The 24,882-nt window shown below is 49.0% G+C and carries 27 protein-coding genes and 1 pseudogene; 20 read left to right on the top strand and 8 right to left on the bottom strand.

From position 1 onward, the window contains the following. Nucleotides 1-2: 2 nt before the first annotated feature. The 5 genes from tdh (at nucleotide 3) to ubiA (ending at nucleotide 3,927) form a co-directional block, all read left to right on the top strand. On the top strand, nucleotides 3-1,028 hold the full coding sequence (tdh, locus tag C2M17_RS03915) for an L-threonine 3-dehydrogenase (RefSeq protein ID WP_105199555.1): 1,026 nt from the start codon (nucleotides 3-5) through the stop codon (nucleotides 1,026-1,028). Between the two features lie 58 nt (nucleotides 1,029-1,086). Then, nucleotides 1,087-1,404: a thiosulfate sulfurtransferase GlpE gene (gene glpE, locus C2M17_RS03920; protein ID WP_105188307.1), complete on the top strand. Its 318-nt coding sequence runs from the start codon at nucleotides 1,087-1,089 to the stop codon at nucleotides 1,402-1,404. Then, nucleotides 1,401-2,225: a rhomboid family intramembrane serine protease GlpG gene (gene glpG, locus C2M17_RS03925; protein WP_105199556.1), complete on the top strand. Its 825-nt coding sequence runs from the start codon at nucleotides 1,401-1,403 to the stop codon at nucleotides 2,223-2,225. The genes glpE and glpG overlap by 4 nt, the downstream gene beginning before the upstream one ends. Before the next feature lie 263 nt (nucleotides 2,226-2,488). Next, nucleotides 2,489-3,055, top strand: coding sequence for a chorismate--pyruvate lyase family protein (locus C2M17_RS03930; protein WP_105199557.1), 567 nt, complete (start codon nucleotides 2,489-2,491; stop codon nucleotides 3,053-3,055). Further along, nucleotides 3,052-3,927, top strand: coding sequence for a 4-hydroxybenzoate octaprenyltransferase (ubiA, locus tag C2M17_RS03935; RefSeq protein WP_105199558.1), 876 nt, complete (start codon nucleotides 3,052-3,054; stop codon nucleotides 3,925-3,927). Before C2M17_RS03930 ends, ubiA begins: the two co-directional genes overlap by 4 nt. Nucleotides 3,928-3,968: 41 nt before the next feature. On the opposite strand, the gene C2M17_RS03940 is transcribed toward ubiA, so the two are convergent. From C2M17_RS03940 to C2M17_RS03950, 3 genes are all read right to left on the bottom strand, one after another. Next, nucleotides 3,969-4,589, bottom strand: coding sequence for a 2OG-Fe(II) oxygenase (locus C2M17_RS03940; RefSeq protein WP_105199559.1), 621 nt, complete (start codon nucleotides 4,587-4,589; stop codon nucleotides 3,969-3,971). Nucleotides 4,590-4,670: 81 nt separating this feature from the next. Beyond that, entirely contained in the window at nucleotides 4,671-5,561 is an 891-nt protein-coding gene (locus C2M17_RS03945; protein WP_105199560.1) for a LysR family transcriptional regulator, read from the bottom strand. Between the two features lie 237 nt (nucleotides 5,562-5,798). Further along, entirely contained in the window at nucleotides 5,799-6,188 is a 390-nt protein-coding gene (locus C2M17_RS03950) for a DUF2721 domain-containing protein (protein WP_105199561.1), read from the bottom strand. Nucleotides 6,189-6,390: 202 nt separating this feature from the next. On the opposite strand from C2M17_RS03950, the gene C2M17_RS03955 reads away from it, so the two are divergent. From C2M17_RS03955 to C2M17_RS03965, 3 genes are read left to right on the top strand one after another with little or no spacing between them, the layout of a single operon-like run. Next, complete coding sequence (locus C2M17_RS03955) at nucleotides 6,391-7,836, top strand: hypothetical protein (protein WP_105199562.1); 1,446 nt, start codon at nucleotides 6,391-6,393, stop codon at nucleotides 7,834-7,836. Between the two features lie 14 nt (nucleotides 7,837-7,850). Then, the gene (locus C2M17_RS03960) at nucleotides 7,851-8,177 is read left to right on the top strand and encodes a putative signal transducing protein (RefSeq protein WP_105199563.1); all 327 of its coding nucleotides are present in this window, start codon (nucleotides 7,851-7,853) and stop codon (nucleotides 8,175-8,177) included. Further along, nucleotides 8,164-8,754 carry a YjaG family protein gene (locus C2M17_RS03965; protein ID WP_105199564.1) on the top strand — a complete coding sequence of 197 codons (591 nt, stop codon included), beginning with the start codon at nucleotides 8,164-8,166 and terminating at the stop codon, nucleotides 8,752-8,754. Before C2M17_RS03960 ends, C2M17_RS03965 begins: the two co-directional genes overlap by 14 nt. 25 nt (nucleotides 8,755-8,779) lie before the next feature. Here the strand turns inward: C2M17_RS03965 and rsmD are convergent, their stop codons facing one another. Beyond that, a complete protein-coding gene (rsmD, locus tag C2M17_RS03970; RefSeq protein ID WP_105199565.1) occupies nucleotides 8,780-9,391 on the bottom strand; it encodes a 16S rRNA (guanine(966)-N(2))-methyltransferase RsmD in 612 nt (203 codons plus the stop codon). Nucleotides 9,392-9,569: 178 nt separating this feature from the next. Between rsmD and ftsY the strand changes: the two genes are divergently transcribed. From ftsY to rpoH, 4 genes are all read left to right on the top strand, one after another. Next, nucleotides 9,570-11,318, top strand: a complete 1,749-nt coding sequence (ftsY, locus tag C2M17_RS03975; protein WP_105199566.1) for a signal recognition particle-docking protein FtsY — start codon at nucleotides 9,570-9,572, stop codon at nucleotides 11,316-11,318. A 42-nt stretch (nucleotides 11,319-11,360) separates the two neighbouring features. Next, nucleotides 11,361-12,041 (top strand): cell division ATP-binding protein FtsE, encoded by a 681-nt coding sequence (gene ftsE / locus C2M17_RS03980; RefSeq protein WP_105199567.1) that lies wholly within the window; start codon nucleotides 11,361-11,363, stop codon nucleotides 12,039-12,041. Further along, nucleotides 12,038-13,024 carry a permease-like cell division protein FtsX gene (gene ftsX / locus C2M17_RS03985; RefSeq protein ID WP_105199568.1) on the top strand — a complete coding sequence of 329 codons (987 nt, stop codon included), beginning with the start codon at nucleotides 12,038-12,040 and terminating at the stop codon, nucleotides 13,022-13,024. Before ftsE ends, ftsX begins: the two co-directional genes overlap by 4 nt. A 294-nt stretch (nucleotides 13,025-13,318) precedes the next feature. Further along, nucleotides 13,319-14,182: an RNA polymerase sigma factor RpoH gene (gene rpoH, locus C2M17_RS03990; protein ID WP_105199569.1), complete on the top strand. Its 864-nt coding sequence runs from the start codon at nucleotides 13,319-13,321 to the stop codon at nucleotides 14,180-14,182. 75 nt (nucleotides 14,183-14,257) lie between these two features. Here rpoH and ispB read toward each other — a convergent pair whose 3' ends face one another. Then, nucleotides 14,258-15,229, bottom strand: coding sequence for an octaprenyl diphosphate synthase (gene ispB, locus C2M17_RS03995; protein ID WP_105199570.1), 972 nt, complete (start codon nucleotides 15,227-15,229; stop codon nucleotides 14,258-14,260). Nucleotides 15,230-15,572: 343 nt separating this feature from the next. Between ispB and rplU the strand changes: the two genes are divergently transcribed. From rplU to C2M17_RS04035, 8 genes and pseudogenes are all read left to right on the top strand, one after another. Next, nucleotides 15,573-15,884, top strand: a complete 312-nt coding sequence (gene rplU, locus C2M17_RS04000) for a 50S ribosomal protein L21 (RefSeq protein WP_105199571.1) — start codon at nucleotides 15,573-15,575, stop codon at nucleotides 15,882-15,884. 17 nt (nucleotides 15,885-15,901) lie between these two features. Further along, the gene (gene rpmA / locus C2M17_RS04005; protein WP_105199572.1) at nucleotides 15,902-16,159 is read left to right on the top strand and encodes a 50S ribosomal protein L27; all 258 of its coding nucleotides are present in this window, start codon (nucleotides 15,902-15,904) and stop codon (nucleotides 16,157-16,159) included. A 163-nt stretch (nucleotides 16,160-16,322) separates the two neighbouring features. Then, nucleotides 16,323-17,495, top strand: a complete 1,173-nt coding sequence (cgtA, locus tag C2M17_RS04010) for an Obg family GTPase CgtA (RefSeq protein ID WP_105199573.1) — start codon at nucleotides 16,323-16,325, stop codon at nucleotides 17,493-17,495. A gap of 57 nt (nucleotides 17,496-17,552) precedes the next feature. Then, on the top strand, nucleotides 17,553-18,044 hold the full coding sequence (gene folA / locus C2M17_RS04015; protein WP_442792596.1) for a type 3 dihydrofolate reductase: 492 nt from the start codon (nucleotides 17,553-17,555) through the stop codon (nucleotides 18,042-18,044). Nucleotides 18,045-18,147: 103 nt separating this feature from the next. After that, a complete protein-coding gene (locus C2M17_RS04020) occupies nucleotides 18,148-18,495 on the top strand; it encodes a DUF3718 domain-containing protein (RefSeq protein ID WP_105199762.1) in 348 nt (115 codons plus the stop codon). A gap of 154 nt (nucleotides 18,496-18,649) precedes the next feature. After that, nucleotides 18,650-19,279 carry a uracil phosphoribosyltransferase gene (gene upp / locus C2M17_RS04025; protein WP_105199574.1) on the top strand — a complete coding sequence of 210 codons (630 nt, stop codon included), beginning with the start codon at nucleotides 18,650-18,652 and terminating at the stop codon, nucleotides 19,277-19,279. Next, entirely contained in the window at nucleotides 19,279-20,529 is a 1,251-nt protein-coding gene (locus C2M17_RS04030; protein ID WP_105199575.1) for a uracil-xanthine permease family protein, read from the top strand. Before upp ends, C2M17_RS04030 begins: the two co-directional genes overlap by 1 nt. Before the next feature lie 119 nt (nucleotides 20,530-20,648). Further along, a pseudogene (locus tag C2M17_RS04035) lies at nucleotides 20,649-21,208 on the top strand (phosphoribosyltransferase). A gap of 118 nt (nucleotides 21,209-21,326) precedes the next feature. On the opposite strand, the gene C2M17_RS04040 reads toward C2M17_RS04035, so the two are convergent. The 3 genes from C2M17_RS04040 to C2M17_RS04050 form a co-directional block, all read right to left on the bottom strand. Beyond that, the gene (locus C2M17_RS04040) at nucleotides 21,327-21,977 is read right to left on the bottom strand and encodes a Crp/Fnr family transcriptional regulator (RefSeq protein ID WP_105199576.1); all 651 of its coding nucleotides are present in this window, start codon (nucleotides 21,975-21,977) and stop codon (nucleotides 21,327-21,329) included. Nucleotides 21,978-22,314: 337 nt separating this feature from the next. Continuing rightward, nucleotides 22,315-23,964: an amidohydrolase gene (locus C2M17_RS04045; RefSeq protein WP_105199577.1), complete on the bottom strand. Its 1,650-nt coding sequence runs from the start codon at nucleotides 23,962-23,964 to the stop codon at nucleotides 22,315-22,317. A 107-nt stretch (nucleotides 23,965-24,071) separates the two neighbouring features. Then, on the bottom strand, nucleotides 24,072-24,881 hold the full coding sequence (locus tag C2M17_RS04050; protein WP_105199578.1) for a symmetrical bis(5'-nucleosyl)-tetraphosphatase: 810 nt from the start codon (nucleotides 24,879-24,881) through the stop codon (nucleotides 24,072-24,074). Nucleotide 24,882: the final 1 nt, after the last annotated feature.

Below are 24,882 nucleotides of genomic sequence, written 5' to 3' on the forward strand. Positions count from 1 at the left end.
TGATGAAAGCATTATCAAAACTTAAGGCAGAAAAAGGCATCTGGATGACGGATGCTCCTAAGCCGGAAGTAGGTCATAATGATCTACTGATCAAAATTCGTAAAACCGCCATCTGTGGTACCGATGTTCATATCTACAACTGGGATGAATGGGCGCAAAATACCATTCCTGTGCCCATGGTTGTGGGCCATGAGTATGTGGGCGAAGTAGTGGACATGGGCCAGGAAGTACGCGGTTTTAATATTGGCGACCGTGTATCTGGTGAAGGCCATATTACCTGTGGCCACTGCCGTAACTGTCGCGCCGGTCGTGTACACCTGTGCCGCAACACTATAGGCGTGGGCGTAAACCGTGAAGGCAGCTTCGCTGAATATCTGGTTATTCCTGCATTCAATGCGTTTAAAATTCCAGACAATATCTCAGATGAGCTGGCGTCTATCTTCGACCCGTTCGGTAATGCGGTGCACACGGCGCTGTCATTCGACCTGGTTGGTGAAGACGTGCTGATCACAGGTGCTGGCCCTATCGGTATTATGGCCGCTGCGGTTGCTAAGCACGTAGGTGCCCGCAATGTAGTTATTACCGATATCAATGAATATCGTCTTGATCTGGCTAAAAAAATGGGTGCTACCCGCACCGTTAACGTAAGCCAGGAAAAACTTGAAGACGTGATGAAAGAGCTGGGCATGACCGAAGGCTTCGACGTGGGCCTGGAAATGTCGGGTGTGCCTGTGGCATTCAACTCCATGCTTAATAACATGAACCATGGCGGTAAAATTGCCATGCTGGGTATTCCACCTTCGGATATGGCCGTTGATTGGAACCAGGTTATTTTCAAGGGCTTGATCATCAAGGGTATTTACGGTCGAGAAATGTTCGAAACCTGGTACAAGATGGCCAGCCTGATCCAATCTGGTCTGGATATCTCACCCATTATCACCCATGAGTTTAGTATCGATGACTTCCAGGAAGGCTTTGATACCATGCTTGGCGGCCAGTCTGGTAAAGTCATCCTAGACTGGGCATAATGCACAGAAATAAGGCGGCTTAGGCCGCCTTTTGTTTTAGAAGAGTATTTATAGCACTATGGCGTATAAACATATTTCAGTGGCGCAGACCCAAGCCCTGTTAAATGATGAAAATGTGGTGATTGCGGATATTCGCGATCCTAACTCGTTCGCGGCCGGACATATTCCTAAGGCCGAACACCTAAGCAACAGTAATATTGGGGAGTTTATGCTCCACAAAGAGTATGACCAGCCCATTATTGTTGTTTGCTATCACGGTATTAGCTCACAAGGTGCGGCTGGTTATCTGGCCGAGCAGGGCTTTGATGATGTATACACTATGGACGGCGGTTTCTCGGCCTGGGCTACTCAATTCCCGGAACTGGTTGAAAAATGATTGAACTAGGCAGCACCAATAATGTGCGCGCGGCACAAGGCTTTGTCGATTATATCGGCACTAAGGGCTTTGTGGGTGCACTACGACAAGGCGAGCAGGGCCATGTGATCATTGGCGTTGCCCCAGAGCATTTCCATCAGGTTCAGCCGTTATGGCAAGAATTTCAGGCACAGCCAGAGCACCCCCGTTATGCGGATGCGGCCTGGCAAAGTGGCCGTACCGACTCGGGCCTGGTTTACGGCGGCACTAAGCTGAACCTGCTACAGCGTTTTAACCAGTTAAGCCTGCTGGTTAAAGGCGTGAGTATTCTTAGCATACTCATCTATGCCTTATTTTTGTTGGGTCAGTTTACCGAGATTTTCCCGCTGCTGCAGTTTAACCCGGTGCAGCCCTTGTCCTGGTTGACGCCCTCTATCGTCCACTTTTCCGCGCTTCACATTATTTTCAATGTGTTATGGTGGCTGACTTTGGGGCCCGCTATTGAGCGACAAACCTCAAAACTGACGCTGGTAAGTGTGTTTATTCTTGGCTCCTTGGTGAGCAGCTGGGCGCAGTATTTAATGGTGGGGCCTAATTTTGGCGGCCTCTCCGGTGTGGTGTATGCCCAGGTCGGCTTTTGCTGGATTTACCCCTTGTTGGCGAAGACCAAGCCGATGATGACCAAGGGTATGATAGGCTTTTTATTGCTGTGGCTGGCCTTTGGTTTTACCGATACCTTCTTTATGCCCATGGCCAATTGGGCGCACTTGGGAGGCCTGCTTAGCGGCATGCTGATAGCTGTGTTTATGGCATTCAGTGGTAATAGTAAAAAAGCGACCTAGGTCGCTTTTTTACTTGTTGGAGCAGAACCTTAACGCATTCTAAGCATTTTTTAGGCTCTCTTAGTACCCGCCAATGTGAATAATTAATCCTGCTAAAACACCTTGTTAATTGCAAAATGCATAAGGCGCGATCGCTATAATTAACTCCTCTAGCGCTACCTTAGGTGCTCGTAGTTTTGCGGATAAGCAAAATGTAACAGCACAGCGGCAAACACATCTCTTTAGCCCTTGCCTCAGCGGTGGTATGATCCTGCGGTGTTTTTTTGATTTATTCGAGTGGTCCTTTGCCTACTTATCCCCTTTCGCTGCAGGCGCAATGGCAAGATGTTGAGCGCGTCTCCTTATCCGCGCAATTGCTTGACTGGTTGGTCGAGCCAAATTCGCTTACCCGGCGGCTGAAATCATTTTCCGAGCAGTTTGCCGTTGAGGTGCTGAGCGAGCGTCTTGTGGATGCTGCTGCTTACCAAGGCGATATATTTACCTGCGATACCCAGCAGGTGCGTGTGCGTGAAGTTATCTTGTTTTGTGATAATCGCCCTATGGTGTATGCCCAAAGCTGGATCCCCTGCTATGAGCACGCAGAGCAGGGTGTGGATTTGACTCATCTGGGCGCTACGCCCTTGGGTGAGGTGATTTTTCAGGACCCTCAATTATCCCGTCAACAATTACAGGTCGCTGACTTTAGCGCTAATGCTGATCTTCTGGCGTTGACCCAATCCTTTAATTTGCCAAACCAGCCGTTATGGGGGCGTCGCAGCCGCTTTAACCTAACCGGGCAGCAGATTATGGTGTGTGAGGTATTTTTACCTGGAGCTTATGCCTACCTATGAAGTTAGCAGCATTGCAGTGGGCGCACTGGCCTTACTATAAGCAGCTTATGCGCACCGACAAGCCCATAGGCACCTTGTTGTTGCTATGGCCAACGCTCTGGGCTTTGTGGTTGGCAGCCGGTGATGCGACCTGGCCGGCCATTGAGCTGATAGTGATTTTTTCCGCCGGAGTGTTTGTGATGCGCAGCGCCGGCTGTGTGATCAATGACTTTGCCGATCGCAAGGTAGACGGCGCCGTAGCACGTACGCAGGCTCGACCACTGGCCGCAGGCAAGGTCAGTGCTGGTGAGGCGCTAAGTTTATTCGTCTTGCTTATCCTGCTGGCTTTTGTCTTGGTTTTATTGCTCAATTGGCAGACCCTAGTCCTGTCTTTTGCAGCCTTGGCTCTGGCAGCCTGCTATCCCTTTATGAAGCGCTATACCCATTTGCCTCAGGTGGTGTTGGGCGCGGCCTTTAGCTGGGCGATTCCTATGGCCTATATGGCAACGATGGAAACCGTGCCTATGCAGGCCTGGCTGTTGTTTATTGCCAATCTAGTATGGACTGTTGCCTACGATACCCTTTACGCCATGGTGGATAGGGACGATGATGTAAAAATTGGCATTAAGTCCACGGCGGTTCTTTTTGGCCGCTTTGATTTAGCCATGGTGGCGCTTCTTAATACCCTGTTTATGGCCATACTTGTGTATATAGGTAGCTCGGCCGAGTTGACCTGGCCTTATTGGCTTGGGCTTTTGGTTGCGGCGTTACTGTTAATGCGTCAGCTGTATTTAAGTCGCCAACGTGACCGCGATGCCTGCTTTGCAGCGTTTTTAAATAATCATTATGTGGGCATGGCCATCTTTATCGGCCTGGTGGCGAGTTTGTACTAGCCATGCGCCCTATGATGGGCGCATCTCGTGCAATTTTTGGCTTAGCGCGGCGGGTCGATCACCCCGGCAATGGAGTTATTTTTCCTAAACCAGCCAGCGATGGAAAAGCGTGGTTGTTGCGCTGGCAAAACCTCATGCATAAAGCGTTCGCTTTCAAATACTACCAAGGTGCCGGCCTTAGGCGCCACTCGCTCCGCTATTTCCTTGGAGCGGGGTTTATAAATCACCAGCTCGCCGCCCTGAGCTGGGGTATTCAGATAGAAAACCGTAGTTAACACCCGGTTTGAACGTCCCTTAAAAGCATCATAGTGTTTTTTATAGAAATCCCCAGCTTGGTAATAGGCAAAGTGACATTCATAGTCGAATAAACCTAAATAGAAGTGCCTGTTTACGGTTAAACGCAACGCCTCCATGACAGCCAAATAATCGCGCTCTGCAGCGCAGCTGCCGCTAAACCACAAGGTCTTGTCCTTTCTCACCTCAGTATTTAGTTGCTGCTCGTCCTGGCGGCCTATAGCGGCTGGAGAAAATGCTGACAGCTGGGCTTGTGCGGTTGCGTAAAGTTGTGCGGTGAGATCTGGGCACAGGGCTTGCTCAATAATGGCGTAGCCTTGCTGATGGACATCATCAAGGACACGTTCAAACAACAATTCTGTATTCACATGTGGGACAGGGTAATTAATGGTGGCTAAGTATACCGCTGAAAAAGAAAAGCAGTGAGAACTTTATCAACGGTATTACTTTTAAGCTTCTAACCCCAGCGCATTGGCCGTTTGTGTAATGACTGTCAGCAGCTCATCAAGATGGCTATGGGGCTGCGATGTCTGCTGGGTTTTGACCACAAAGCGAGCCGCAGTGGAGTTGCTGTTGGAGCGAAGTTGTATCAGTTCTGGGTGAGCGCTTAGGGTCTTTGCATGCTCAATGGCGGCAATAGCTATGTTGCGGTTGTTGTTTACGCAGCTAATGATTTCGCTCAGGCTACCAAGACGAATATCATCGCCCTTGTTCAGCAGCTGTGCCGCTTCGGCTATCATGCTTTGCACATGCAGGCTCTGTGAAAAACAACCGAACAATGGATAGGGAGCCAGGTCGTCCAGAGTAATACATTCCTGGTTGGCCAGAGGGTGATCCTGACGGGCAAAGAGCAGCAGTTGATCGGGCAGGTGGAGATCTATGGTGTTGTTGTCTTGATCTTCTTCGCTGACATAAATATCTATTTCGCCGCGCTTGAGCATGGAGTAAAGCGCATCGCTTTCTTGCAGCTGCATCTCAATTTTGATCTCTGGATGCCTGGCCATAAATTGACCGCAGGAAACGGGCACTATGGTGCTGGCGGAGTTTGTGTAACCTACCACTAAGAGGTTATCGCGTTTCCCCTGGCTATGATCTAAGCGTTGAATTACTTGACTGTATTCGTCCAAAGTACGTCTGCAAAAATGCAGGAACACTTCCCCTTGCTCGGTCAATATTACCGAACGGGTAGAACGTTTAACCAGTTGATGACCCACTTCTTGTTCGAGTGTTTGAATACTGCGGGTTAATGCTGAAGTACTGATATTGGTTTGTTCTGCGGCCTGACGAAAATGGCGTAACGAGCCGAGTGCTAAAAACTGCTTTAATTGTTCAAATCTCACTTTTAAATCCCTTAAAGTAAGTATATTAGGTCTTTGCTTTGTAGCCGAATCCAATATTAGTACATTGTACCCCAAATAAATAGGGGGACCGCTAAAAAGTCGTTTTTTCGCTTGTATTAGAAACCTGAATAAGCGCTCCTAAAAATATAATTTTATACTCTGTTTTGGCCTATATTTACCTGATGTTGTACGCCTTTTCTGCTGGCTAAAGTAATGACTGGTTTTAATGATAAAGGATTATTTTTTTTGTCCTATAGATTCGAGCTCAATGGCAATGGCATCACAGGAAATATGTATTTCATACAAGGAAGTTAGCAGGGAAATCATCAAGGCTACTAAACTGATACCAAATAAAATAGTGCCGACCAAATTAACCTGTACAAATAGCGCAAACATTGCCAAAGTACATAATAAAAAAGAAACAACACCCCACACCTGCATGGTACGGATAAGGCGAATTCGCTTCTTTAAATTATCGATTTGCTGAACCACAAAAGGGCGGATGTTTTCACCCTCACGAGCATTAAGTTCACGGATCAATTGAGCCAGCACTAAAAAGCGGTTTGTGTAAGCTAAAAGTAGTAGGGAAATAGCAGGAAAAAGTAGTGCTGGCGTGGTTAATGTCATCTTTTTTCCATTATTGGAGTTTATAATAGTGGAATGTTAACTATAGGCTAGACTTTTTTACAAATAACAGGCTTAATATTAACAATTTTGCTATCGGTCTTAGAAACTAAGGCATTAGACAAGTTTAATCAAGCATATATATGCGAATAGATGTTCGGTTTAAGTGATAAAAACAATACCTGCATCTAGTTAAGGGGGAAACATGGCTATCAACAATGGTAAGCCTCAACAAAAAGAGGCGCCAGATAAATTGGCACAGGAGTTCACACTGCGCTGTGCAGATTTATTTAACGTTGAGCCGGAGCAATTAAATAACGCCCTGGCTGACTCATCAGACAATCAACCACTGCACCAATTCGCCGCACAACTAAGTCAACAGCTGAGTATAGCTTTGGTTGCCGCGCAATTGGGTAATAACACCGATGCCGGTGATGCCGAGCAACTCGAAGAAGCACGCGGTGAGCTTGCAGCTTTAAAAGAGCGTTATGCAACGCAGAATCGTCAATTACTAGAAGCGCAACAAGAAAACGCTCAGTATGCCGATGAGCATGTGCAGCTAAAACAAAAACAACATGAGCTGGCGGCGCTTAAGCATAAATTAACCGAGCTTGAAAGCGATAACTATAATTCTCAAGGTGAGCGTGAAGAGTTACTTAACGCGGTAGCCACCTTAAGAGAGCAAAAAGCAGCTTTTGAAAAAGATAATCAAACATTAAAACAAGCGTTAGAAAGCCAGCGTCAAAGCAATATCGCTTGGCAAGAAAAGCTCAAGGAAATGGCCGAGCAACAACAGGGCAGTGAGGAAGCGGCACAGCAGCTTGTTGAATTGCAGAAAGAAAACGAAGCCATTTCAGAACAGCTTGCTCATTACGAACAACTGGTTAGTCGTCAAAACCAACAGCTTTCGGATCTATCGGAGCAGTTGAATGAATCAACCGAAGAAGGTGAAAACCAGCAGGTGATGGTGCAGCGCTTAAAGAACCTGGGCGAAGAGCTACGCAATGAGCTTAATGCCGAACAGGAGCAATTGGCTGAGCAAAGAGCGGCTAATGAGCAGTTGACTCAGCAGCTGGCCGAGTTCCAAGCGCAGCAGCAAGAATCTGAGCAGCAATATGAGCAAGCACAGCAAGAAATTGCCAGCCTTAGTGAGCAGCTAGCCGCCATCGAAGATTTACAGCAGCAACTGCAAGAGCAAGAGCAGCTGCATGAGCAAGCGCTAAAAGAGCAAGCTAAGCAACAGCACAGCTTACTGAAACAGGAGCAAGAGCAGTGGCAGCAACAGCATGCCGAACTGCAGCAGCGCTTAGCCGAGCTTGAAGAGCAAAATCAGGCACTTGATGAAGAGAAAAACGCCATTAGTGCTGAGCTCGAACAGATGCAAGATCGCAGTGCTCAGGAAAACCAGGAAATTGAGCAGCTAAAAATTCAGGTAGAAAACCTGGGTTCGCGTCATCGCGATGAGCAACAGCGCAATGAAAGTCTGCGCTCGCGTATCGACAATGATTCGAAACAAGCGCGTCAGGCATTTGACAGCCTGCGCTCTGAGCATCTTGAATTAAAAGATGAGCTTGAGCAGGCGCAAGAAAAAATGATGGAATATAAACTTAAGTTCGATTACGCCCAGAAGCAGCTGCAAAGCGATGCCTAAATCGGCTCGCAATAATGAGCTTTAAATGGGTACTGGCCTTTGACGCTGAGCACAGCGTCGAGGCCAATATTGTCAAAGGCATGCTAGAGCATGCTGGCATTCAATGCCTGCTTAAAGGTGAAGCCCTGCAAGGGGCGCTCGGCGAGATCCCCTTCGCCGAAACCACCGTCAGTGTCTGGGTATACGATATAAAACTGCCCGCAGCTCAAGAAATCTTGCTAGAATACCGCCAATCAAAAACATCAGCAGCGAAATGGCAGTGCCAGTTCTGTCGGCAGTGGAATCCCGCTAGTTTCGATTTGTGCTGGTCCTGTATGAAAGATAAAAATGAAGAAGCCTAATAACTTTCAGCGTATTCGTGAGTTGAATACGGTGCAAAAGGCGGCCCTAGCGGCGGCCTTGTTAGAACGCATGTTGCCAAATTATACGCTCTTTAGTGAGGCTCTTGAGTTTGGTGAGCCCGAGGTATTGCGCAATGCTCTGGCCTTATGCTGGGAAAAGATCCTGCTGCCTAAGAGTAAGATCAGCATAGAAAAACTGATTGAAAAGGTAGAGCCAAATGTGCCCGAGGTAAATGACTTCGATGTGTTTGGCGTATACCCGGCCATAGATGCCGCCACCGCCTTGCTGACCTTGTTGCAGGGCTTGCAGAGTAAGGACGAGCACGAGTATGTGAGCGTTTGTAAAATAGCGCAGGGAACCGTTGCCCGCCTTATCGAATATCAATTTGAACTCGATGAGCAGCCTTACAGTGCGCAGGATGTGAATCAGCATCCGTTGATGGAATATGAAATCGAGGTGCTAGGCGAGTTAATCGACTTTGTTGCCGCCATGGTGCGACTCGATAAAGACAGCGCCAAGGCGCTGCGCCAATTGGCCGTTGCCGATGGCCAGACCAATATTGGCGTAGAGATATAAGGCTATTTTGCAGGCTTGGCCCTTGCTAGGCCTGCGTTACTCTTTGATAAAGCCGGCACCAAACCTGTCCGGCCTGCTTTTCCTTTAGCAACTGCCAGTTGGCAGGAGCGCAAAAGTCCTGATTATCACTTTCCACTTCGACATAAATAAGTGCCTGATCGCTTAGCCAATTTTGTTGTTCCAGGGTAGCGCAACATGGCGTGCTTAGATTGCGGTTAAAGGGCGGGTCGACAAATACAAGATCGAACTGGCGGCTGGCTGGGCACTGTAAAAATGCCATGGCATCGCCGCGTATTATCTCGGCATTGGTCAGTTTCAGCAGTTGCGCATTTTCTTCCAGTTGTTTTGCCGCTTTGGCGTCGAGTTCAAGCAAGGTCGCATCGCTGGCAAAGCGTGACAGGGCTTCAAAGCTCAGGCTTCCGGCCCCGGCAAAGCAGTCCAATACACTAGCATCACGTACATCCATCATTAACCAGTTAAAAATGGTTTCTTTGAGGCGATCCGTTGTTGGTCTTAAGCCGAGAACGTCATGAACCGGTAGCTTTCGCCCTCTATGCTGACCACCAATAATGCGGATTTGTCCGGCACCAGAGTGGTTTTTAGGGCTGTTTTTTACCGTTTTTCGTCGGCCGATCATGCTTTTACTCACTTATGCTTTTTCCATATGCTGGGAAAATGATAATATAACGCGCAATTATAAATAATATTTGTCGCTAGCAACAGCGGCCCGAGTTTGGGTGGTCGATATCGGCGGGGGAATACCTGCGTTTTCAGACCCATGGCCCACCTTAATATTGAGTGTACGGTTTCAGATTATGGCTAAAAAAAGTAAGTTTCTGTCTTGGTTCGGTTTAGGCAACAAAGATAAGCAAGAACAACAGGAACAAGAGCTAGAGCAACAGCGTCTAGCCGAAGAGCAAGCCGAACAGCTTGCCGAGGAAGCCCGTGAAAAGGCCGAGCAGCTAGCCGAGCAGGAACGTCTGGCTGCTGAGCAAGCGGCTCAAGAGCAAGCAGAGCAAGAACGTCTGGCTGCCGAACAAGCGGCCCGCGAGCAAGCAGAGCAAGAACGTCTGGCTGCTGAACAAGCGGCTCAAGAGCAAGCAGAGCAGGAGCGTCTGGCTGCCGAACAAGCGGCCCGCGAGCAAGCAGAGCAGGAACGTCTGGCTGCTGAGCAAGCAGCCCGCGAGCAAGCAGAGCAGGTACGTCTAGCTGCCGAGCAAGCGGCTCAAGAAAAAGCAGAGCAAGAGCGTTTGGCTGCTGAGCAAGCGGCTCAAGAGCAAGCAGAGCAGGTACGTCTAGCTGCCGAGCAAGCGGCTCAAGAAAAAGCAGAGCAGGAGCGTCTGGCTGCTGAGCAAGCGGCTCAAGAGCAAGCAGAACAGGAGCGTTTGGCTGCCGAGCAAGCGGCTCAAGAGCAAGCAGAACAGGAACGTCTCGCTGCGGAAGAAGCTGCCCGCGCACAAGCCGAGCAGCTAGCCGAGCAGGAACGATTAGCAGAAGAGGCTCGTTTAGCCCAAGAGCGTGAAGAGGAAGTCCGCTTAGCAGAGGAAGCCCAACTAGCTAAAGAGCAAGAAGAACAAGAGCGCCTTGCCAAAGAGCAAGCGGAAAAAGAAGCCGCAGAGCAAGAGGCTGAAGAGCCGAAAAAGACGGGCTTTTTCTCTCGTCTGAAAAAAGGCCTATTAAAAACCAAGTCGAATATCGGCTCTGGCTTTGCGTCCTTATTCGCCGGTAAAAAAATCGATGACGAGCTGTTTGAAGAGCTGGAAACCCAGCTGCTTACTGCGGATGTGGGTGTGGATACCACGGTTAAACTGATTGATAACCTGACCGATGCCGCTGACCGTAAACAGCTTAAAGACGGTGACGCCCTGTATGAATTATTGAAGCAGGAAATGGCCGATATGCTGGCCAGCGCCGAACAACCTCTAGATCTAGATAAGAAAGACGGCCCCTTTGTGATCCTTATGGTGGGTGTCAATGGCGTGGGTAAAACCACCACCATAGGCAAGCTGGCAAAACAGTATCAGCAGCAGGGTAAATCCGTGATGCTGGCCGCCGGTGATACCTTCCGTGCCGCCGCCGTTGAGCAGTTGCAGGTGTGGGGTGAGCGCAATGAAATTCCAGTGATTGCCCAGCACACGGGTGCCGACAGTGCCTCTGTGGTCTTCGATGCCTTCCAGGCCGCTAAGGCCCGTAATATTGATGTGCTTATCGCCGATACCGCCGGACGCTTGCAGAATAAAGATAACTTGATGCAAGAGCTGGAAAAAATTGCTCGTGTAATGAAGAAAATCGATGCCGATGCACCTCATGAAGTGATGTTGACCATAGATGCGGGTACGGGCCAAAATGCCATCAGTCAGGTGAAGCTATTTGACCAGGCGGTGGGCCTAACCGGTATTACGCTGACCAAGCTGGACGGCACCGCCAAGGGTGGGGTGATCTTCGCTATTGCCGATCAGTTTAAAACACCGATTCGTTATATAGGTGTGGGCGAGGGCATCGACGACCTTCGTACCTTTAACAGCAATGACTTTATTGAGGCACTCTTTAGCGGTGAGCAATAACAGCTAGCGATCGCTGCTAGTACAAATTGGGACATAATAATAATGATAAAATTCCAAGATGTGAGTAAAACCTATCCCGGCGGCCACTTAGCCCTTGAGAAGGTGAGCTTTCATATAAAGAAGGGAGAGCTTGCCTTTTTAACCGGTCACAGTGGTGCCGGCAAAAGCACCTTGTTAAAGCTGATCAGCCTGATGGAGCGCCCCTCAGTGGGCAGCGTGGCCATTAACGGCGTTGATCTTGGTGCCATTAAGCAAAGCCAAGTCCCTTATGTGCGCCGGGATATCGGCATTATTTTCCAGAATCACCGTTTATTAGACAGATATTCAGTGTTTGATAACGTCGCCTTGCCATTGGTGATTGAAGGTGCGCATCGCAAACAAATTGAAAAGCGGGTGTCGGCGGCACTGGAAAAAGTAGGGTTAGGGGATAAGGCCCGTTGTAACCCTCTGACCTTATCAGGTGGTGAGCAGCAGCGAGTGGGTATTGCCCGTGCAATAGTGAATTCACCGCCCATCTTGCTGGCCGATGAGCCGACCGGGAACCTGGATCCGGAACTCTCCATGGAAATCCTTAAACTCTTTGAAGACTTTAATAAGCACGGCACCTCGGTGCTGATAGCCACCCATGATCTCGGTCTTATCGCGCGCATGAAGTACCGTAGCCTAACGCTGAAAAACGGTCGCCTGCTGAACGATCCCTTAGCGCCGGAGGCGGCATTATGAGTTTATTGTTTAAAGGCCGCAAAACCGAGTATCAGCGCAAGGGCCACTCCTTTTTTACCCGTTGGTATTTTGGCCTCTTTAATACTATTCGCCAAGGCGTACAGAGCCTGGGTGAAATGTGGCGGACACCGGCGGCATCCATGATGACCATCTTGGTGCTGGGTCTAAGTCTGACCTTGCCCTCCACCTTATACCTGGTGGTAAAAAATGTGCAAAAAGTTAGCAGTGGCTTTGAGAATGCCGCGGAAATATCCTTGTTTGTGAAGCAGGATATGTCGGCGCAACAGGTGCAAACCCTGGTAAAGCGCCTGGCGTTATTCAGTGAAGTGGAAGAAGTACGCTATATCAGCAAGACCCAGGCTCTGGATGAGTTTAAACAGGTATCGGGTTTTGCCAATGCCCTGGATTATCTCGATGCCAATCCGCTTCCCGATGTGGTCTTGGTTACCCCCACAGAACGACATCGCCAGCCGCAGGCGGCAAAAGCTCTGCTAAATAAGTTGCAGCAGGAGCGCGAAGTCGACTTTGGTAAGCTGGACATAGAGTGGTTGGAAAGACTTAATTCCATTTTAAATCTGCTTAAGGAAAGCGTGATCACCATAGCCATGTTATTGCTGACCTCGGTGATCTTGATCATAGGCAACACCATACGCCTGTCTATTATGGATAAACGCAGCGAAATTCAGGTAATGAAGCTGGTCGGTGCAACGAATGGCTTTATCCAGGCACCCTTTTTATGGACCGGTATCTGGTATGGGGTCATAGGTGGTTTTGTGGCGCTGATCTGTAACCTGTTAATGATGTGGTGGTTGGAGTCGGCAGTGGCGCAGGTGACCGGCATCTATCAATCCAGCTTTATATTGCAAGGACTCAGCGCCGATGAGTTTATTACCCTTATTGGCCTGGCCGTGGTCCTTGGCTTTAGCGGCTCCTACCTGTCGGTACGCCGCTATATTAAAGAAATCGAACCGGATAAGGTTTAATCACTCCTGTAGTCGTTAGCCATGGTTGTTAAGCCGGCTAACGACTGCTAAAGTTCACTCAATGTTCACTGCCAACACGCTAGGTTTTTCTCGTTAGAACTTAAGCTGTTATCAAATTGTCATATTTCAAAGTCGCTAAATTATCGGTTTTTACCAATAAAAACAGTTAGTTATCTTGTTATTTCTGATCTTTGAGAACTTCTTGATAAGCGTGCGGTCAAAGGTTACAATGTTTTAGCACTCTCGCTAAAAGAGTGCTAAATTTAGATGAAGATTTATCATCCGAGGTGAATAATGAGCACAAATTTAAATGCACTTGCATTACCGGTAAGCCAACAAAGCGCGAGCATCGAAGGATATTTGCAGGCTGTTAGCACCATTCCCATGCTCGAGGCCGAGGAAGAACGCCGTTTGGCAACCAGGCTTCAGGATGAGGGTGACCTAAGTGCTGCTAAGCAGTTGATCATGTCGCATCTGCGTTTTGTGGCTCATATTGCTAAAAGTTACAGTGGCTACGGTTTGCCGCAGGCGGATCTGATTCAAGAAGGCAATATTGGTCTGATGAAGGCGGTAAAACGTTTCGACCCAACGGTTGGCGTACGCTTGGTATCATTTGCCGTGCATTGGATTAAGGCCGAAATTCACGAATATGTATTAAAGAACTGGCGTATCGTTAAGGTGGCTACCACTAAAGCACAGCGCAAATTGTTCTTTAACCTGCGTAAGAATAAGAAACGTCTTGGTTGGTTCAACCAAGAAGAAGTGACCACGGTTGCTAATGAGCTGGGCGTGAGTGAAAAAGAAGTCCGTGAGATGGAGTCGCGTATGAGCGGCCAGGATATGGGCTTTGACTTGACCAACGATGAAGACGATAACAGCGTTGGCCAAACCTACTCGCCGGTTCAGTACCTGACCGACAACAGCTCAGATTTAGCCGAGTCGGTGGAGCAGGAGCAGTGGCAGGAGCAGTCACATACACGACTGTTCTCAGCGTTGAAAACTCTGGATGAGCGTTCACAGGATATAGTGTCGTCGCGTTGGTTAGCGGATGAAAAGGCGACTTTGCAAGAGCTGGCTGAAAAGTATCAGGTTTCTGCAGAGCGTGTTCGTCAGCTTGAGAAAAGCGCGATGAAGAAGCTACAAAATGCCATGGCATAATGTGCTCAATACAGTAACAAAAAAGGCCAGCAAATGCTGGCCTTTTTTGTGCGCTCTGTTCACCGCTATTTATATTTAGTGATCCCGTTTAACCGCGATATTAGCGAGTGCCACCAAGGCGTCTTTAAAGGCACTGGCGGGTAAAAACTCGAGTGCGGCAATGGCCTTATCCGCTTCTTGCTGGGCGCGCTCCATGGTGAATTCCAGGGCCTGAGTTTGTGCCAGGGTGGCAAGAATGTCGTCTAGGTACTCCAGACCGTTGCCTTGCTCTATGGCGGTACGAATTTGTTCAACCTGAGCTGGCTCGGCTTTGGACATGGCATAGATAAGCGGGAGTGTCGGCTTACCTTCGGCAAGGTCGTCACCTATGTTTTTACCTAGAGTTTCGGCATCGGCGCTGTAATCCAGCACATCGTCTACTAATTGGAAAGCCGTGCCCAGGTGCATACCATACAGGCGCATGGCTTCTTCCACCTGAGAGTCTTGCTCTGTGATCACCGCGGCTAACTGAGTCGCAGCCTCGAACAGCTTGGCTGTTTTTGAGTAGATCACCTGCATATAGCTCTTTTCTGTGGTATCCGGGTCGTTGCAGTTCATCAACTGCAGTACTTCCCCTTCGGCGATGACATTGGTGGCATCGGCGAGGATATCCATGATCCGCATTTGACCTAGGCCAACCATCAACTGGAATGAGCGGGTATAGATAAAGTCGCCTACTAAGACGCTGGCGGCATTGCCAAACTCGGCATTGGCCGTTGGTTCGCCGCGGCGTAGCGCCGATTCGTCGACCACGTCGTCATGCAATAGGGTTGCGGTGTGAATAAACTCCACTATGGTTGCTAAGGTGATGTGTTTATCACCCTGATAGCCCAGTGCGCGTGCCGCCAACAAAGCCAGCATAGGTCTGACTCGCTTGCCACCGCTGTTGACTATATAGAGGCCAAGTTGATTGACCAGAGCAACATCTGATTGCATCTGCGCATATATTAACTGGTTGACGCTGTTCATATCGTCAGCGATAAGCGTCTGGATAGCCTTTATATCCATTTAACTCCGTGCCACATCGTTTGTCCGGGGAAATGCGCCGAGAATTGTACATTAATTTTAGCTTCAGCTCGACACTTTCCCCATAAAGGGAAGTTTTTCTTGGCCCAGTAGCAAAAAAATCAATAAAGGCAAATTAATTGCTTAAAAAGTGCCTAATACGCTTGGCAAGCGAGTAAAAAAAGATAGAATAGGGAAAATTTTTTTCATGTCCTCATCGGCGCCATTTTTTCAAATAATTTATTGAAAAAGACGCTTGTCAAGAAGGGTGTTTTAGCGTAGACTTCGCGCCCTATTGAAGAATATTTAGTTGCGTCGATTTGAGGGCGCACAGACGGAGTTAATTATGTACGCGGTTTTCCAAAGTGGTGGTAAACAGCACCGTGTGACTGAAGGTCAAACGATTCGTCTAGAGAAGCTAGACGTTGAAACTGGTGCAGCAGTTGAATTTGACACAGTACTTTTAGTTGCTAATGGTGAGAAAATCGAGATCGGTACCCCGTTCGTAAACGGTGGTAAAGTTACAGCTGAGGTTGTTTCTCACGGTCGTGGCGAGAAAGTGAAGATTGTTAAATTTAGACGTCGTAAGCATTCTCGTAAGCAGATGGGCCACCGTCAGTGGTTCACTGAAGTTAAAATCACTGGCATTAGCGCTTAATTTAGAGGTACAGAAAGATGGCACATAAGAAGGCAGCTGGTAGTACTCGTAACGGTCGTGATTCAGAAAGCAAACGCCTAGGTGTTAAGCGTTTCGGTGGTGAATCTGTACTAGCGGGTAACATCATTGTTCGTCAACGTGGTACTAAGTTCCACGCTGGCTCAAACGTAGGCATGGGTAAAGACCACACTCTATTTGCAACTGCAAATGGTAAAGTTCAGTTTGAACAAAAAGGTCCACTAGGCCGTAAATACGTGAGCATCGTAGCTGAATAATCAGCTTACAGACTTACTGAAAAACCCCGCTCTTGCGGGGTTTTTTGTTTTCAATTGCAAATAAGGCCAGGTTCTCTTATCTAAGCCTATTGTTAATGAGCATTAATCAAAAGCAATTGATATAATAGAAACATTCAATCGCAGATCCGCTAAGTGAAAAATCATGAAATTTGTTGATGAAGTCGAAATCCGCGCAGAAGCTGGCGACGGCGGCAGTGGCGTAGTCTCCTTTCGCCGCGAAAAATACGTACCCGATGGCGGCCCGGATGGCGGCGATGGCGGTGACGGCGGCAGTGTCTACCTTGAGGCCGATGAGAACCTCAATACCCTGATTGACTACCAATTCGAGCGCTTCCATCGCGCCGAACGCGGTACCAATGGTCAAAGCCGTAACTGTACCGGTAAGAAGGGCACAGATCTAATCTTAAAGGTGCCAGTTGGTACCCGAGTAACCGACGTTGATACCGAAGAATCCCTGGGCGATCTAACCAAGCATGGGCAGAAGTTGATCGTTGCTAAGGGCGGTTTCCACGGCTTAGGTAATACCCGCTTTAAGTCCAGTACCAACCGTGCGCCTCGTCAGAAGACCTTAGGCACACCGGGAGAGGTGCGTAACCTTAAGCTGGAGCTTATGCTGCTTGCCGATGTGGGCTTGTTAGGCCTACCCAATGCCGGTAAGTCGACCTTTATTCGCAGCGTATCGGCGGCTAAACCTAAGGTTGCCGATTATCCGTTTACCACCTTGGTGCCAAACCTAGGTGTGGTGCGTCCGGCTTCGGGTCAATCATTTGTAATTGCCGATATCCCGGGTCTTATCGAAGGTGCATCCGATGGTGCCGGCTTGGGTATTCGCTTCTTAAAGCACCTAGAGCGTTGTCGTGTGTTGTTACATGTTATCGATGTGCTGCCGATCGATGGTTCTGATCCGGTTGATAATGCCTTTGCCATTATCAATGAACTGCATCAGTACAGCCCTAAACTGGCCGATAAACCACGTTGGTTGGTCTTCAATAAGATCGATCTGCTACCGGAAGATGAAGTTGAAGAAACTTGCGCCCGTATCGCCGAAGAGATGGGTGTTGAGCAGGATATCTATAAAATCAGTGCCGCGAGTAAACTAAATACGCAGGAACTGTGTCAGGATATCATGCAGTTGCTTGAGTCTATGCCGAAAGATAAGTTCGAGCAGCAGCAACAAGAGACAGAAGAAGTCGAGTTTAAGTGGGACACTTATCACCGTCATGCAACCAAAAATAAAGTGAACGATAATGACGATGATGATTGGGACGATTGGGATGACGACGACTATGATGTCGAAGTTATCTACGAACGTTAATTGATTACCTAAAGGGCGCTTGCGCCCTTTTTTATGAGTGAAGTAAAGGAATCAGCAGTGAAAATCTCCATGATAGCGGCGATGGCCCATAATAGGGTGATAGGCAAAGACAATGACATGCCCTGGCATTTACCCGCCGATTTAAAGCATTTTAAACAAGTGACTCTAGGCAAACCCGTGATTATGGGCCGCAAAACCCTGGAGTCCATCGGTCGAGCCCTGCCCGGACGCCGAAATATAGTGATCAGCCGCAGTGGCGACTATCAATTTGCCGGCGCCGAAACGGCAACTTCGGTTGAACAGGCGCTAAGCCTGGTAGAAGGGGTTGAAGAGGTGATGATTATCGGCGGCGGTAATATCTACAGCCAATGTTTACCACTGTGCCATACCCTGTATTTAACCTTTATTGATTTGGATGTGGCCGGCGACACCTGCTTTCCGGACTATGAAGCTGTGGGCCCTTGGCGCTGTATCGCCCGCGAGCAACATGTTAAGGATGAGGCGAATCCACACGATTACGAGTTTGTCACACTGCGTAAAGCAGAGTGAGCCGTTTGCTAAAACAGGTCTCGATTGGTAAACTATTTGTCTTATTTGTGATAGAAAAGTGTTAATAATGCAGCAAATTAAACTTTTATCTGGGGCTATCGCAATGGTTATATTGGCCACTCCGTTATTCTATAGTGCGCCCGTTAGTGCCAACGATAGTCTCGCCGTGAGCATCTGTGAATACATAGCCGCCAATGATAAACATCGCCTGCGTAAAACCTTGCTCAGTGCGCGTGTTAAGCTGCGCGATATCAGTGAAAGCGTGCAATGTGGCGGCAATAACCTGGTGCGCCATGCGGTGGCCAGTCAGGCAGTAGATACGGGTGAATACATTATCAAGAGCTTGCCTAAAAGCGTACTTGAAGATGGTGCCGATCTTAACTGGGCAACAAGCAATGGCTATGGTGACTCGCCACTTATCGCCGTGCTAAAAGAACACGCAGGTCTATAACACCCATTGCCTTCGTGTTAGTGATGTAAAAATCGCTAAAAAGCTCAAAAACCACGATTATTATCGTGGTTTTTTTGTTTTTGATTTTAAATCTAATTCAGTTCAGGCCCTATACTGGTTAAAATAGCGCAAATTTTTCCAACTAGGTCTTTCTATGGCAATTCACGTAATTGATCACCCTTTAGTACAACACAAACTTGGTTTAATGCGTCAGCAAGGCATCAGCACTAAGAGCTTTCGCGAGCTGGCTTCGGAAGTAGGTACGCTACTTACCTATGAAGCAACGAAAACACTTGAGCTGGCGGATACCACAATCACAGGTTGGCAGGGAAATGAGCTAACCGTAAAAAGTATTAAAGGGAAGAAGATTACCGTAGTGCCAATTTTACGTGCCGGCCTAGGGATGCTTGACGGTGTTATGCACTTGATCCCGGGCGCCAAGGTCAGCGTTGTTGGCCTTGAGCGTAACGAAGAAACGCTGGAGCCAGTTCCTTACTTTGAAAAGCTGGTAGGTAATATTGATGAGCGTTTAAGCCTGGTTATCGATCCTATGCTGGCCACCGGTGGTTCTATGATAGCGACCCTGGATATGCTAAAAAAAGCAGGTTGTACCCAGATCAAGGTGATCGTATTGGTAGCCGCGCCGGAAGGCATAGACAAAACCCTAGCAGCGCATCCGGATGTGGATATTTACACCGCGTCACTGGATAGCCACCTAAATGAAAAAGGATACATAGTGCCAGGATTGGGCGATGCCGGCGATAAGATCTTCGGTACCGTTTAATGAGCGCATTTCTATCTCCTAAAACCATGCTAACCGGCGCGCAAATGCTGTTTGTCGCCTTTGGAGCCCTGGTTTTAGTGCCCTTGTTAACAGGGCTGGATGCCAATGTTGCGCTCTTTACCGCTGGCCTTGGCACCTTGGCATTTCAATGGATCACCCGTGGCCAGGTGCCTGTGTTCCTGGCTTCATCCTTTGCTTTTATCGCTCCTATTATTGCCTGTAATCAGCTCTATGGCAGTGCGGCTACCATGGGCGCGCTGATGGCCGCCGGTGGCGCTTATATGCTGTTGGCCTTGATGGTGCGCTTAAAAGGCACGGATATGCTGCATAAGGTGTTGCCGCCTGTGGTGGTGGGCCCTGTGATCATGGTGATAGGTCTGGCCTTGGCGCCGGTGGCGGTAAATATGGCCATGGGTAAAAGCGGCGATGGCACGGCACAGCTGGTTGCCTACCATGATGCGGTGTGGATCTCCATGTCGGCGCTCGTTGCTACCTTGGTCGTTTCCGTATTCGGCGGTGGTATTTGGCGTTTGGTGCCTATTTTGGCTGGGGTTTTGACCGGGTATCTGTGTGCCCTGGCATTTGGCGTGGTCGACTTTAGCGCGGTACAACAAGCCAGCTGGCTTGCAGCACCTGCGTTTAGCGCACCGGAATTCAAGTGGCAGGCTATTGCTTTTATGATCCCGGTCGCCGTGGCGCCGGCCATTGAGCATATTGGTGACATGATGGCGATCAGCAATGTCACCGGTAAGGACTTTTTGAAAAAGCCTGGTTTACATCGCACCTTAATGGGTGATGGCGTAGCCACCACCTTGGCGGCCAGTGTTGGCGGACCACCGAATACCACCTATTCGGAAGTGACAGGTGCTGTGATGCTGACGAAAAACTTTAATCCAAGGGTGATGACCTGGACCGCCATAATCGCCGTGGTATTGGCTTTTATCGGCAAGATGGGCGCCGGTTTACAGACCATTCCCGTGCCCGTAATGGGCGGCATTATGATCTTGCTGTTCGGCTCCATTGCCGTGGTAGGTTTAAAAACCCTGATGAAGGCGGATTTGGATGTGAGCGCACCGCGCAACCTGGTGATCATCGCCTTGATCTTGGTGTTTGGTATCGGCGGCATGCAGATCGGCGGCAACGAATTTGCCCTGCAAGGGGTAAGCCTCTGTGCCATCTTTGGCATAGTGCTTAATCTGTTGTTACCCGAGCATCAGCCCGATACGGAACAAAATGAAGGCCAAGGGTAATCCCCTAGAGCATTTGTTCCATAAATACGTTAGAATCTGCCGCCTTTAGTCTTTCAAGATCATGGCGGCAGAGTGCAATATGCTGGCACTATCGCCATTTAATTATTAGGGGCACTCCTATGTCAGATAAGCGTTATATTACCGCGCAACAGTTGCTGGAAGATTCGTTCCGCGTTGCAGCACAAGTCTATGAAGATGGCTTTCGACCCGATTTCATCATTGGTATTTGGCGTGGCGGCGCACCTATAGGTATCGCCGTGCAAGAGTACTATGACTACAAGGGCATAGACACAGATCATATCTCAGACGTACTTCGTCATACTATGGTATCGGCAAGCAGTCGAAAGAGATCAAGGTACACGGCTTGCATTACATTATCGAAAATGCCAATGCCGATAACTCCTTGTTGATCGTTGATGATGTATTCGACTCGGGCCGCAGCATCTATGCGCTAAAAGAAAAGCTGGCTGAACTGATGCGTTTAAACCTGCCTCAAGATATTCGCGTTGCTTGTCCTTATTACAAGCCGAAGAATACCAAGGTGCCGATGAAGCCGGATTATTACATCCATGACTCGGACGAGTGGTTGGTGTTCCCGCACGAGTTGTCGGGATTGACGCCAGAAGAGTTGCAAGAAGGTAAATCCGACCTTGCCAACATTAAAGACCTGTTTGTGTAATAGACAGTGAAATAAAAAGCAGCCTAGGCTGCTTTTTTTATGCTTATACCAATTCTGTTAAGTATGTGAACATGATATTTAGCCCGCTAGAATGATTAGCTATTTAAGTGAATTGCTATTAGATAAAGCTATCGACAAAGGCCGAGAGAGCCGGAATATCGATGGCCTGTAAGCCTTCCTTTGAACGTACTATCAGGCCCTTATCGACCAGCTCGGTTACCACCCGGCGATAGGCACGCTCTGTGGTGGCGAAACGCTCCGCCTCGGCGCTCACCGTCGGGTAGGCACGCAGCAGCGTGGGATTGGTATTCTGAGCCCGCATCAGGCAATCCTTGGCGATATTATAACTTAGGGGCAGCAACAGCTTATCCAGGTTAACCTTTTGGTTTTCCTGAAATTTGGCGGCAATGGTTTGCGCCGTATAGAGGCTGAGTTGCGGGTTGGCCAAAAGCACCTGGCGCCAGTGCTTTAGTTCAATCAGGTTGTAACTGACATCGCTAAAGCAGGTAACGGTATAAATGCAGGGCTGGTTATTCAAGGCTTCGATTTCGCCGATCAAGGTGTTGTTACAATCAAGCTGGCCTAGCAACAAGCGGCGGCCATTGCCCACATCATAACTAAAAGACACAGTACCACTGCGCACCAAGACTAGCTTTTGTAGCGGTTGGTCCTGATGCAGTAAGACTTCTTTTTTCTCCTGCTGGTAATAAGTACCGGCATAATTTAGAAGTTGCTCAACGAGATCCGTCGAAAAATGATACTGAAACATTCTTAAAGCCTGCTGGGACAATTGTCCTTTTTGTTACAACCGTATGACGCTAGCATTAAGGTCTAGCTACTTTTATGTCAATTTGCACGTTTAAATCGGGTTGTTCCTTAGCATAACGGTTCCCGTGTTAACTGTCGGTTTATTACCCGTGTGCAAATTGACCTTTTTATCCTCTGTAATCGCCCTGTGGTGCATGCGAATCCTTGCTCTCACAGCGATTTCTAATGCTAACGTAAAGCGAAGAAGAGGACAAATGGCGTGAGAATATTTAGGCTAATTTGCCTCTAGGCTACTTGTCACTTCTTCCACTATCAGCGATGTTTAAAACCCTGTTGCTTTAATCTTGTCGGCTGTATCGCTTTTCACCGCCAAGCCAGGTTTCTAATACCTGAGTCTGCCAAATGTCCTGCACCGGGGCAGTCATAATATCTGTGTCGATCAGTATAAAGTCGGCCCATTTACCTTTTTCCAAACTACCCAGTTTAAATTCCTGTTGGGCACTATAGGCTGCATCCAAGGTGAAGGCGCGCAGTGCCTGCTCTCGGGTTAATAGTTCCTGTGGGCGCCAGCCTTCTTGCGGTTGGCCGTTATGATCCTGACGAGTAATAGCGCTGTACAGACCATGGAAGGGGTTTGCCAGCTCCACCGGGAAATCCGAACCAGCGGCGACCTTAGAGCCCTGGGCTAAAAACGTTTGCCAGGCATAGGCGCCACTTAGTTGCTGCTCGTTTAGGCGCAATTCGGCCATATGCATATCCGAGGTGGCATGTACTGGCTGCATAGAGGGAATGATTGCCAGCTCCTTAAAGCGAGGGATGTCGCTTGGCGCAACAATTTGCGCATGCTCGATGCGATTGCGTAGTAATTTGCCGCCAGTGCTTTTAAACACGTTTTCATAGGCATTGAGCACATCGCGGTTGGCGCGATCGCCTATGGCATGGGTGTGCGCCGCAAAACCATGGGTAAAACAGGTTTTAAAGATTTCTTCTAACTGCGCCTGGCTTTCCAGCATCAGGCCGTGATGCCCCTTGCGATCCGCATATTCATCAAGCAGGGCGGCACCGCGGGAGCCTAAAGCGCCATCGGCGTAGACCTTAACACTGCGAATGGAGAGCATGTCGTTGGCATCGTCGATTTTGCCAGCCTTAAGCATGCTTAACAGCTGAGGGTCGGCGGCACTGAGCATGGCATAGATGCGCAGCGGCAGGTTCTTTTGTTCGGCACGCTGGTGATAAAGCTGCCAGGTGTCTTTGCTTATGCCAGCGTCATGGGTGCTGGTAATACCCAGGCTGAGTAAATGAGCACCAGCCTTATCCAGGGCGGTGGAGAGAGCCTGGAAATCGGCCTTGGGAATATGGGCATTGATCAGGTTTTCCGCCTTATCAATAAACACCCCGGTTGCTTGTCCCTGGCTGTTACGTATGATTTCGCCGCCTTCCGGATTTTGCTCCGAGCCCTTAAAGCCCGCAAGCTCCATGGCCTTGGTATTAACCCAGATGGCATGACCGTCGATGCGCGTCAGTACCACAGGGCGGTCGCTGACATATTTATCCAAGTCTGCCGCCGTGGCAAAGCGTTTTGTTGGCCAGTTCTCCTGGTTCCAGCCACGGCCGATAATCCATTCTTGCTTTGATTGCGCCGCAAAGGCTTTTAGCTTCTCACCAATGTGTTCCACCGACTGGGTATCGCGTAAATCCAAGCGCATCAGGTTTTGGCCTAGGCCAATAACATGGCCATGGGCATCGATTAACCCAGGCAGCAGCACTTTGCCTTGGGCGTCTATGCGCTTGGCATCGGGATAGCTTTTGGCGAGCTGCTGATCGCCGTGATTAAGTACACGACCATCTTTAATTGCCAGGGTACTAAAGCGGGTGAGCTCACCATCCTGAGTTGGGGTATAACCCTTGGCGTTGTACAGCACTGTAGTGCTGGCCAGAGTACTGAGGGGCGCCAGCGTCATCATTAGCGCAATAAGCTTGTTTTTCATGGATATTTTCCTCCTTGGCAGAGAAATGACTGTAGCAAATAAATATCCAATGCGACAACAAAGGCGATGTGTGGAAAAAAGTAGCACAGAGCCTGACAGGCTGTGTTTCAAAGGTGGGCGGGGATAGATACTTTGTTTTTAGTTTTCAGATTCATAGCCGTCATGCTGCCACCCCAGACACAGCCAGTGTCCAAGGCGTGAATATGGTCTATGCCGGTATGGCCTTCGAGCGCCGCCCAGTGACCAAAGACAATATCAAAGTCCTCCTGGCCGCGATTAGGGTGGTTAAACCAAGGAATAAGCGAGCCATTTTGATTCGGTGCACCCTTGTCGCTGAGATTCAGCGCGCCTTGCTTGTCAACGAAACGCATGCGGGTAAAGGCATTGATGGTGTAGATAAACTTCTCCACCTTGCTTTGTGCCTCATGCCATTGGCTTGGTGCGTTTTGATACATGCGCGCAAAATAGTAGGCGGCGTCTTCACCTTGGTAGCATTGCTCGGCAACACGGGCTTGTTGCAGCGCCTGGCTCAGCGACCACTGCGGCGACAGGCCAGCATGGCTTATCAGCATACGGCGCTTTTCCAGCCAGATGGCCAAAGGTTGGCGCTGTAAGAAGGCAAGCAGCTGAGGACAATCCGGTGCCGTTAACAGGGCTGCAAGCTTATCCTTTGGGTTGGCTTCTTTTCCCAAGGCTAGGGTGGCAAGCAGGTGCAGGTCGTGATTACCCAAGGTAATGCTAACGGCATGCTCCATAGTGTGCAGGCGTCGCAGACAGGCGAGGGAGTCCGGGCCTCGAGCGACTATATCGCCAACGCAATAGAGGTGATCTTTACTGGGGTTGAAGTCGATGCGCTTAAGCAGCGCATCTAATTCCTGATAGCAACCCTGGATGTCGCCAACTGCATACTGAGCCATG

Origin of the sequence: Pseudoalteromonas sp. T1lg10 (assembly GCF_002964545.1) — a bacterium.
GTDB lineage: Bacteria > Pseudomonadota > Gammaproteobacteria > Enterobacterales > Alteromonadaceae > Pseudoalteromonas.

Coding starts and splice junctions, on each gene's coding strand:
- tdh (WP_105199555.1), top strand. CDS start 3: ATGAAAGCATTATCAAAACTTAAGGCAGAAAAAGGCATCTGGATGACG.
- glpE (WP_105188307.1), top strand. CDS start 1,087: ATGGCGTATAAACATATTTCAGTGGCGCAGACCCAAGCCCTGTTAAAT.
- glpG (WP_105199556.1), top strand. CDS start 1,401: ATGATTGAACTAGGCAGCACCAATAATGTGCGCGCGGCACAAGGCTTT.
- ubiA (WP_105199558.1), top strand. CDS start 3,052: ATGAAGTTAGCAGCATTGCAGTGGGCGCACTGGCCTTACTATAAGCAG.
- C2M17_RS03950 (WP_105199561.1), bottom strand. CDS start 6,188: ATGACATTAACCACGCCAGCACTACTTTTTCCTGCTATTTCCCTACTA.
- C2M17_RS03955 (WP_105199562.1), top strand. CDS start 6,391: ATGGCTATCAACAATGGTAAGCCTCAACAAAAAGAGGCGCCAGATAAA.
- C2M17_RS03960 (WP_105199563.1), top strand. CDS start 7,851: ATGAGCTTTAAATGGGTACTGGCCTTTGACGCTGAGCACAGCGTCGAG.
- C2M17_RS03965 (WP_105199564.1), top strand. CDS start 8,164: ATGAAGAAGCCTAATAACTTTCAGCGTATTCGTGAGTTGAATACGGTG.
- rsmD (WP_105199565.1), bottom strand. CDS start 9,391: ATGATCGGCCGACGAAAAACGGTAAAAAACAGCCCTAAAAACCACTCT.
- ftsY (WP_105199566.1), top strand. CDS start 9,570: ATGGCTAAAAAAAGTAAGTTTCTGTCTTGGTTCGGTTTAGGCAACAAA.
- ftsE (WP_105199567.1), top strand. CDS start 11,361: ATGATAAAATTCCAAGATGTGAGTAAAACCTATCCCGGCGGCCACTTA.
- ftsX (WP_105199568.1), top strand. CDS start 12,038: ATGAGTTTATTGTTTAAAGGCCGCAAAACCGAGTATCAGCGCAAGGGC.
- rpoH (WP_105199569.1), top strand. CDS start 13,319: ATGAGCACAAATTTAAATGCACTTGCATTACCGGTAAGCCAACAAAGC.
- ispB (WP_105199570.1), bottom strand. CDS start 15,229: ATGGATATAAAGGCTATCCAGACGCTTATCGCTGACGATATGAACAGC.
- rplU (WP_105199571.1), top strand. CDS start 15,573: ATGTACGCGGTTTTCCAAAGTGGTGGTAAACAGCACCGTGTGACTGAA.
- rpmA (WP_105199572.1), top strand. CDS start 15,902: ATGGCACATAAGAAGGCAGCTGGTAGTACTCGTAACGGTCGTGATTCA.
- cgtA (WP_105199573.1), top strand. CDS start 16,323: ATGAAATTTGTTGATGAAGTCGAAATCCGCGCAGAAGCTGGCGACGGC.
- C2M17_RS04020 (WP_105199762.1), top strand. CDS start 18,148: ATGGTTATATTGGCCACTCCGTTATTCTATAGTGCGCCCGTTAGTGCC.
- upp (WP_105199574.1), top strand. CDS start 18,650: ATGGCAATTCACGTAATTGATCACCCTTTAGTACAACACAAACTTGGT.
- C2M17_RS04030 (WP_105199575.1), top strand. CDS start 19,279: ATGAGCGCATTTCTATCTCCTAAAACCATGCTAACCGGCGCGCAAATG.
- C2M17_RS04040 (WP_105199576.1), bottom strand. CDS start 21,977: ATGTTTCAGTATCATTTTTCGACGGATCTCGTTGAGCAACTTCTAAAT.
- C2M17_RS04045 (WP_105199577.1), bottom strand. CDS start 23,964: ATGAAAAACAAGCTTATTGCGCTAATGATGACGCTGGCGCCCCTCAGT.
- C2M17_RS04050 (WP_105199578.1), bottom strand. CDS start 24,881: ATGGCTCAGTATGCAGTTGGCGACATCCAGGGTTGCTATCAGGAATTA.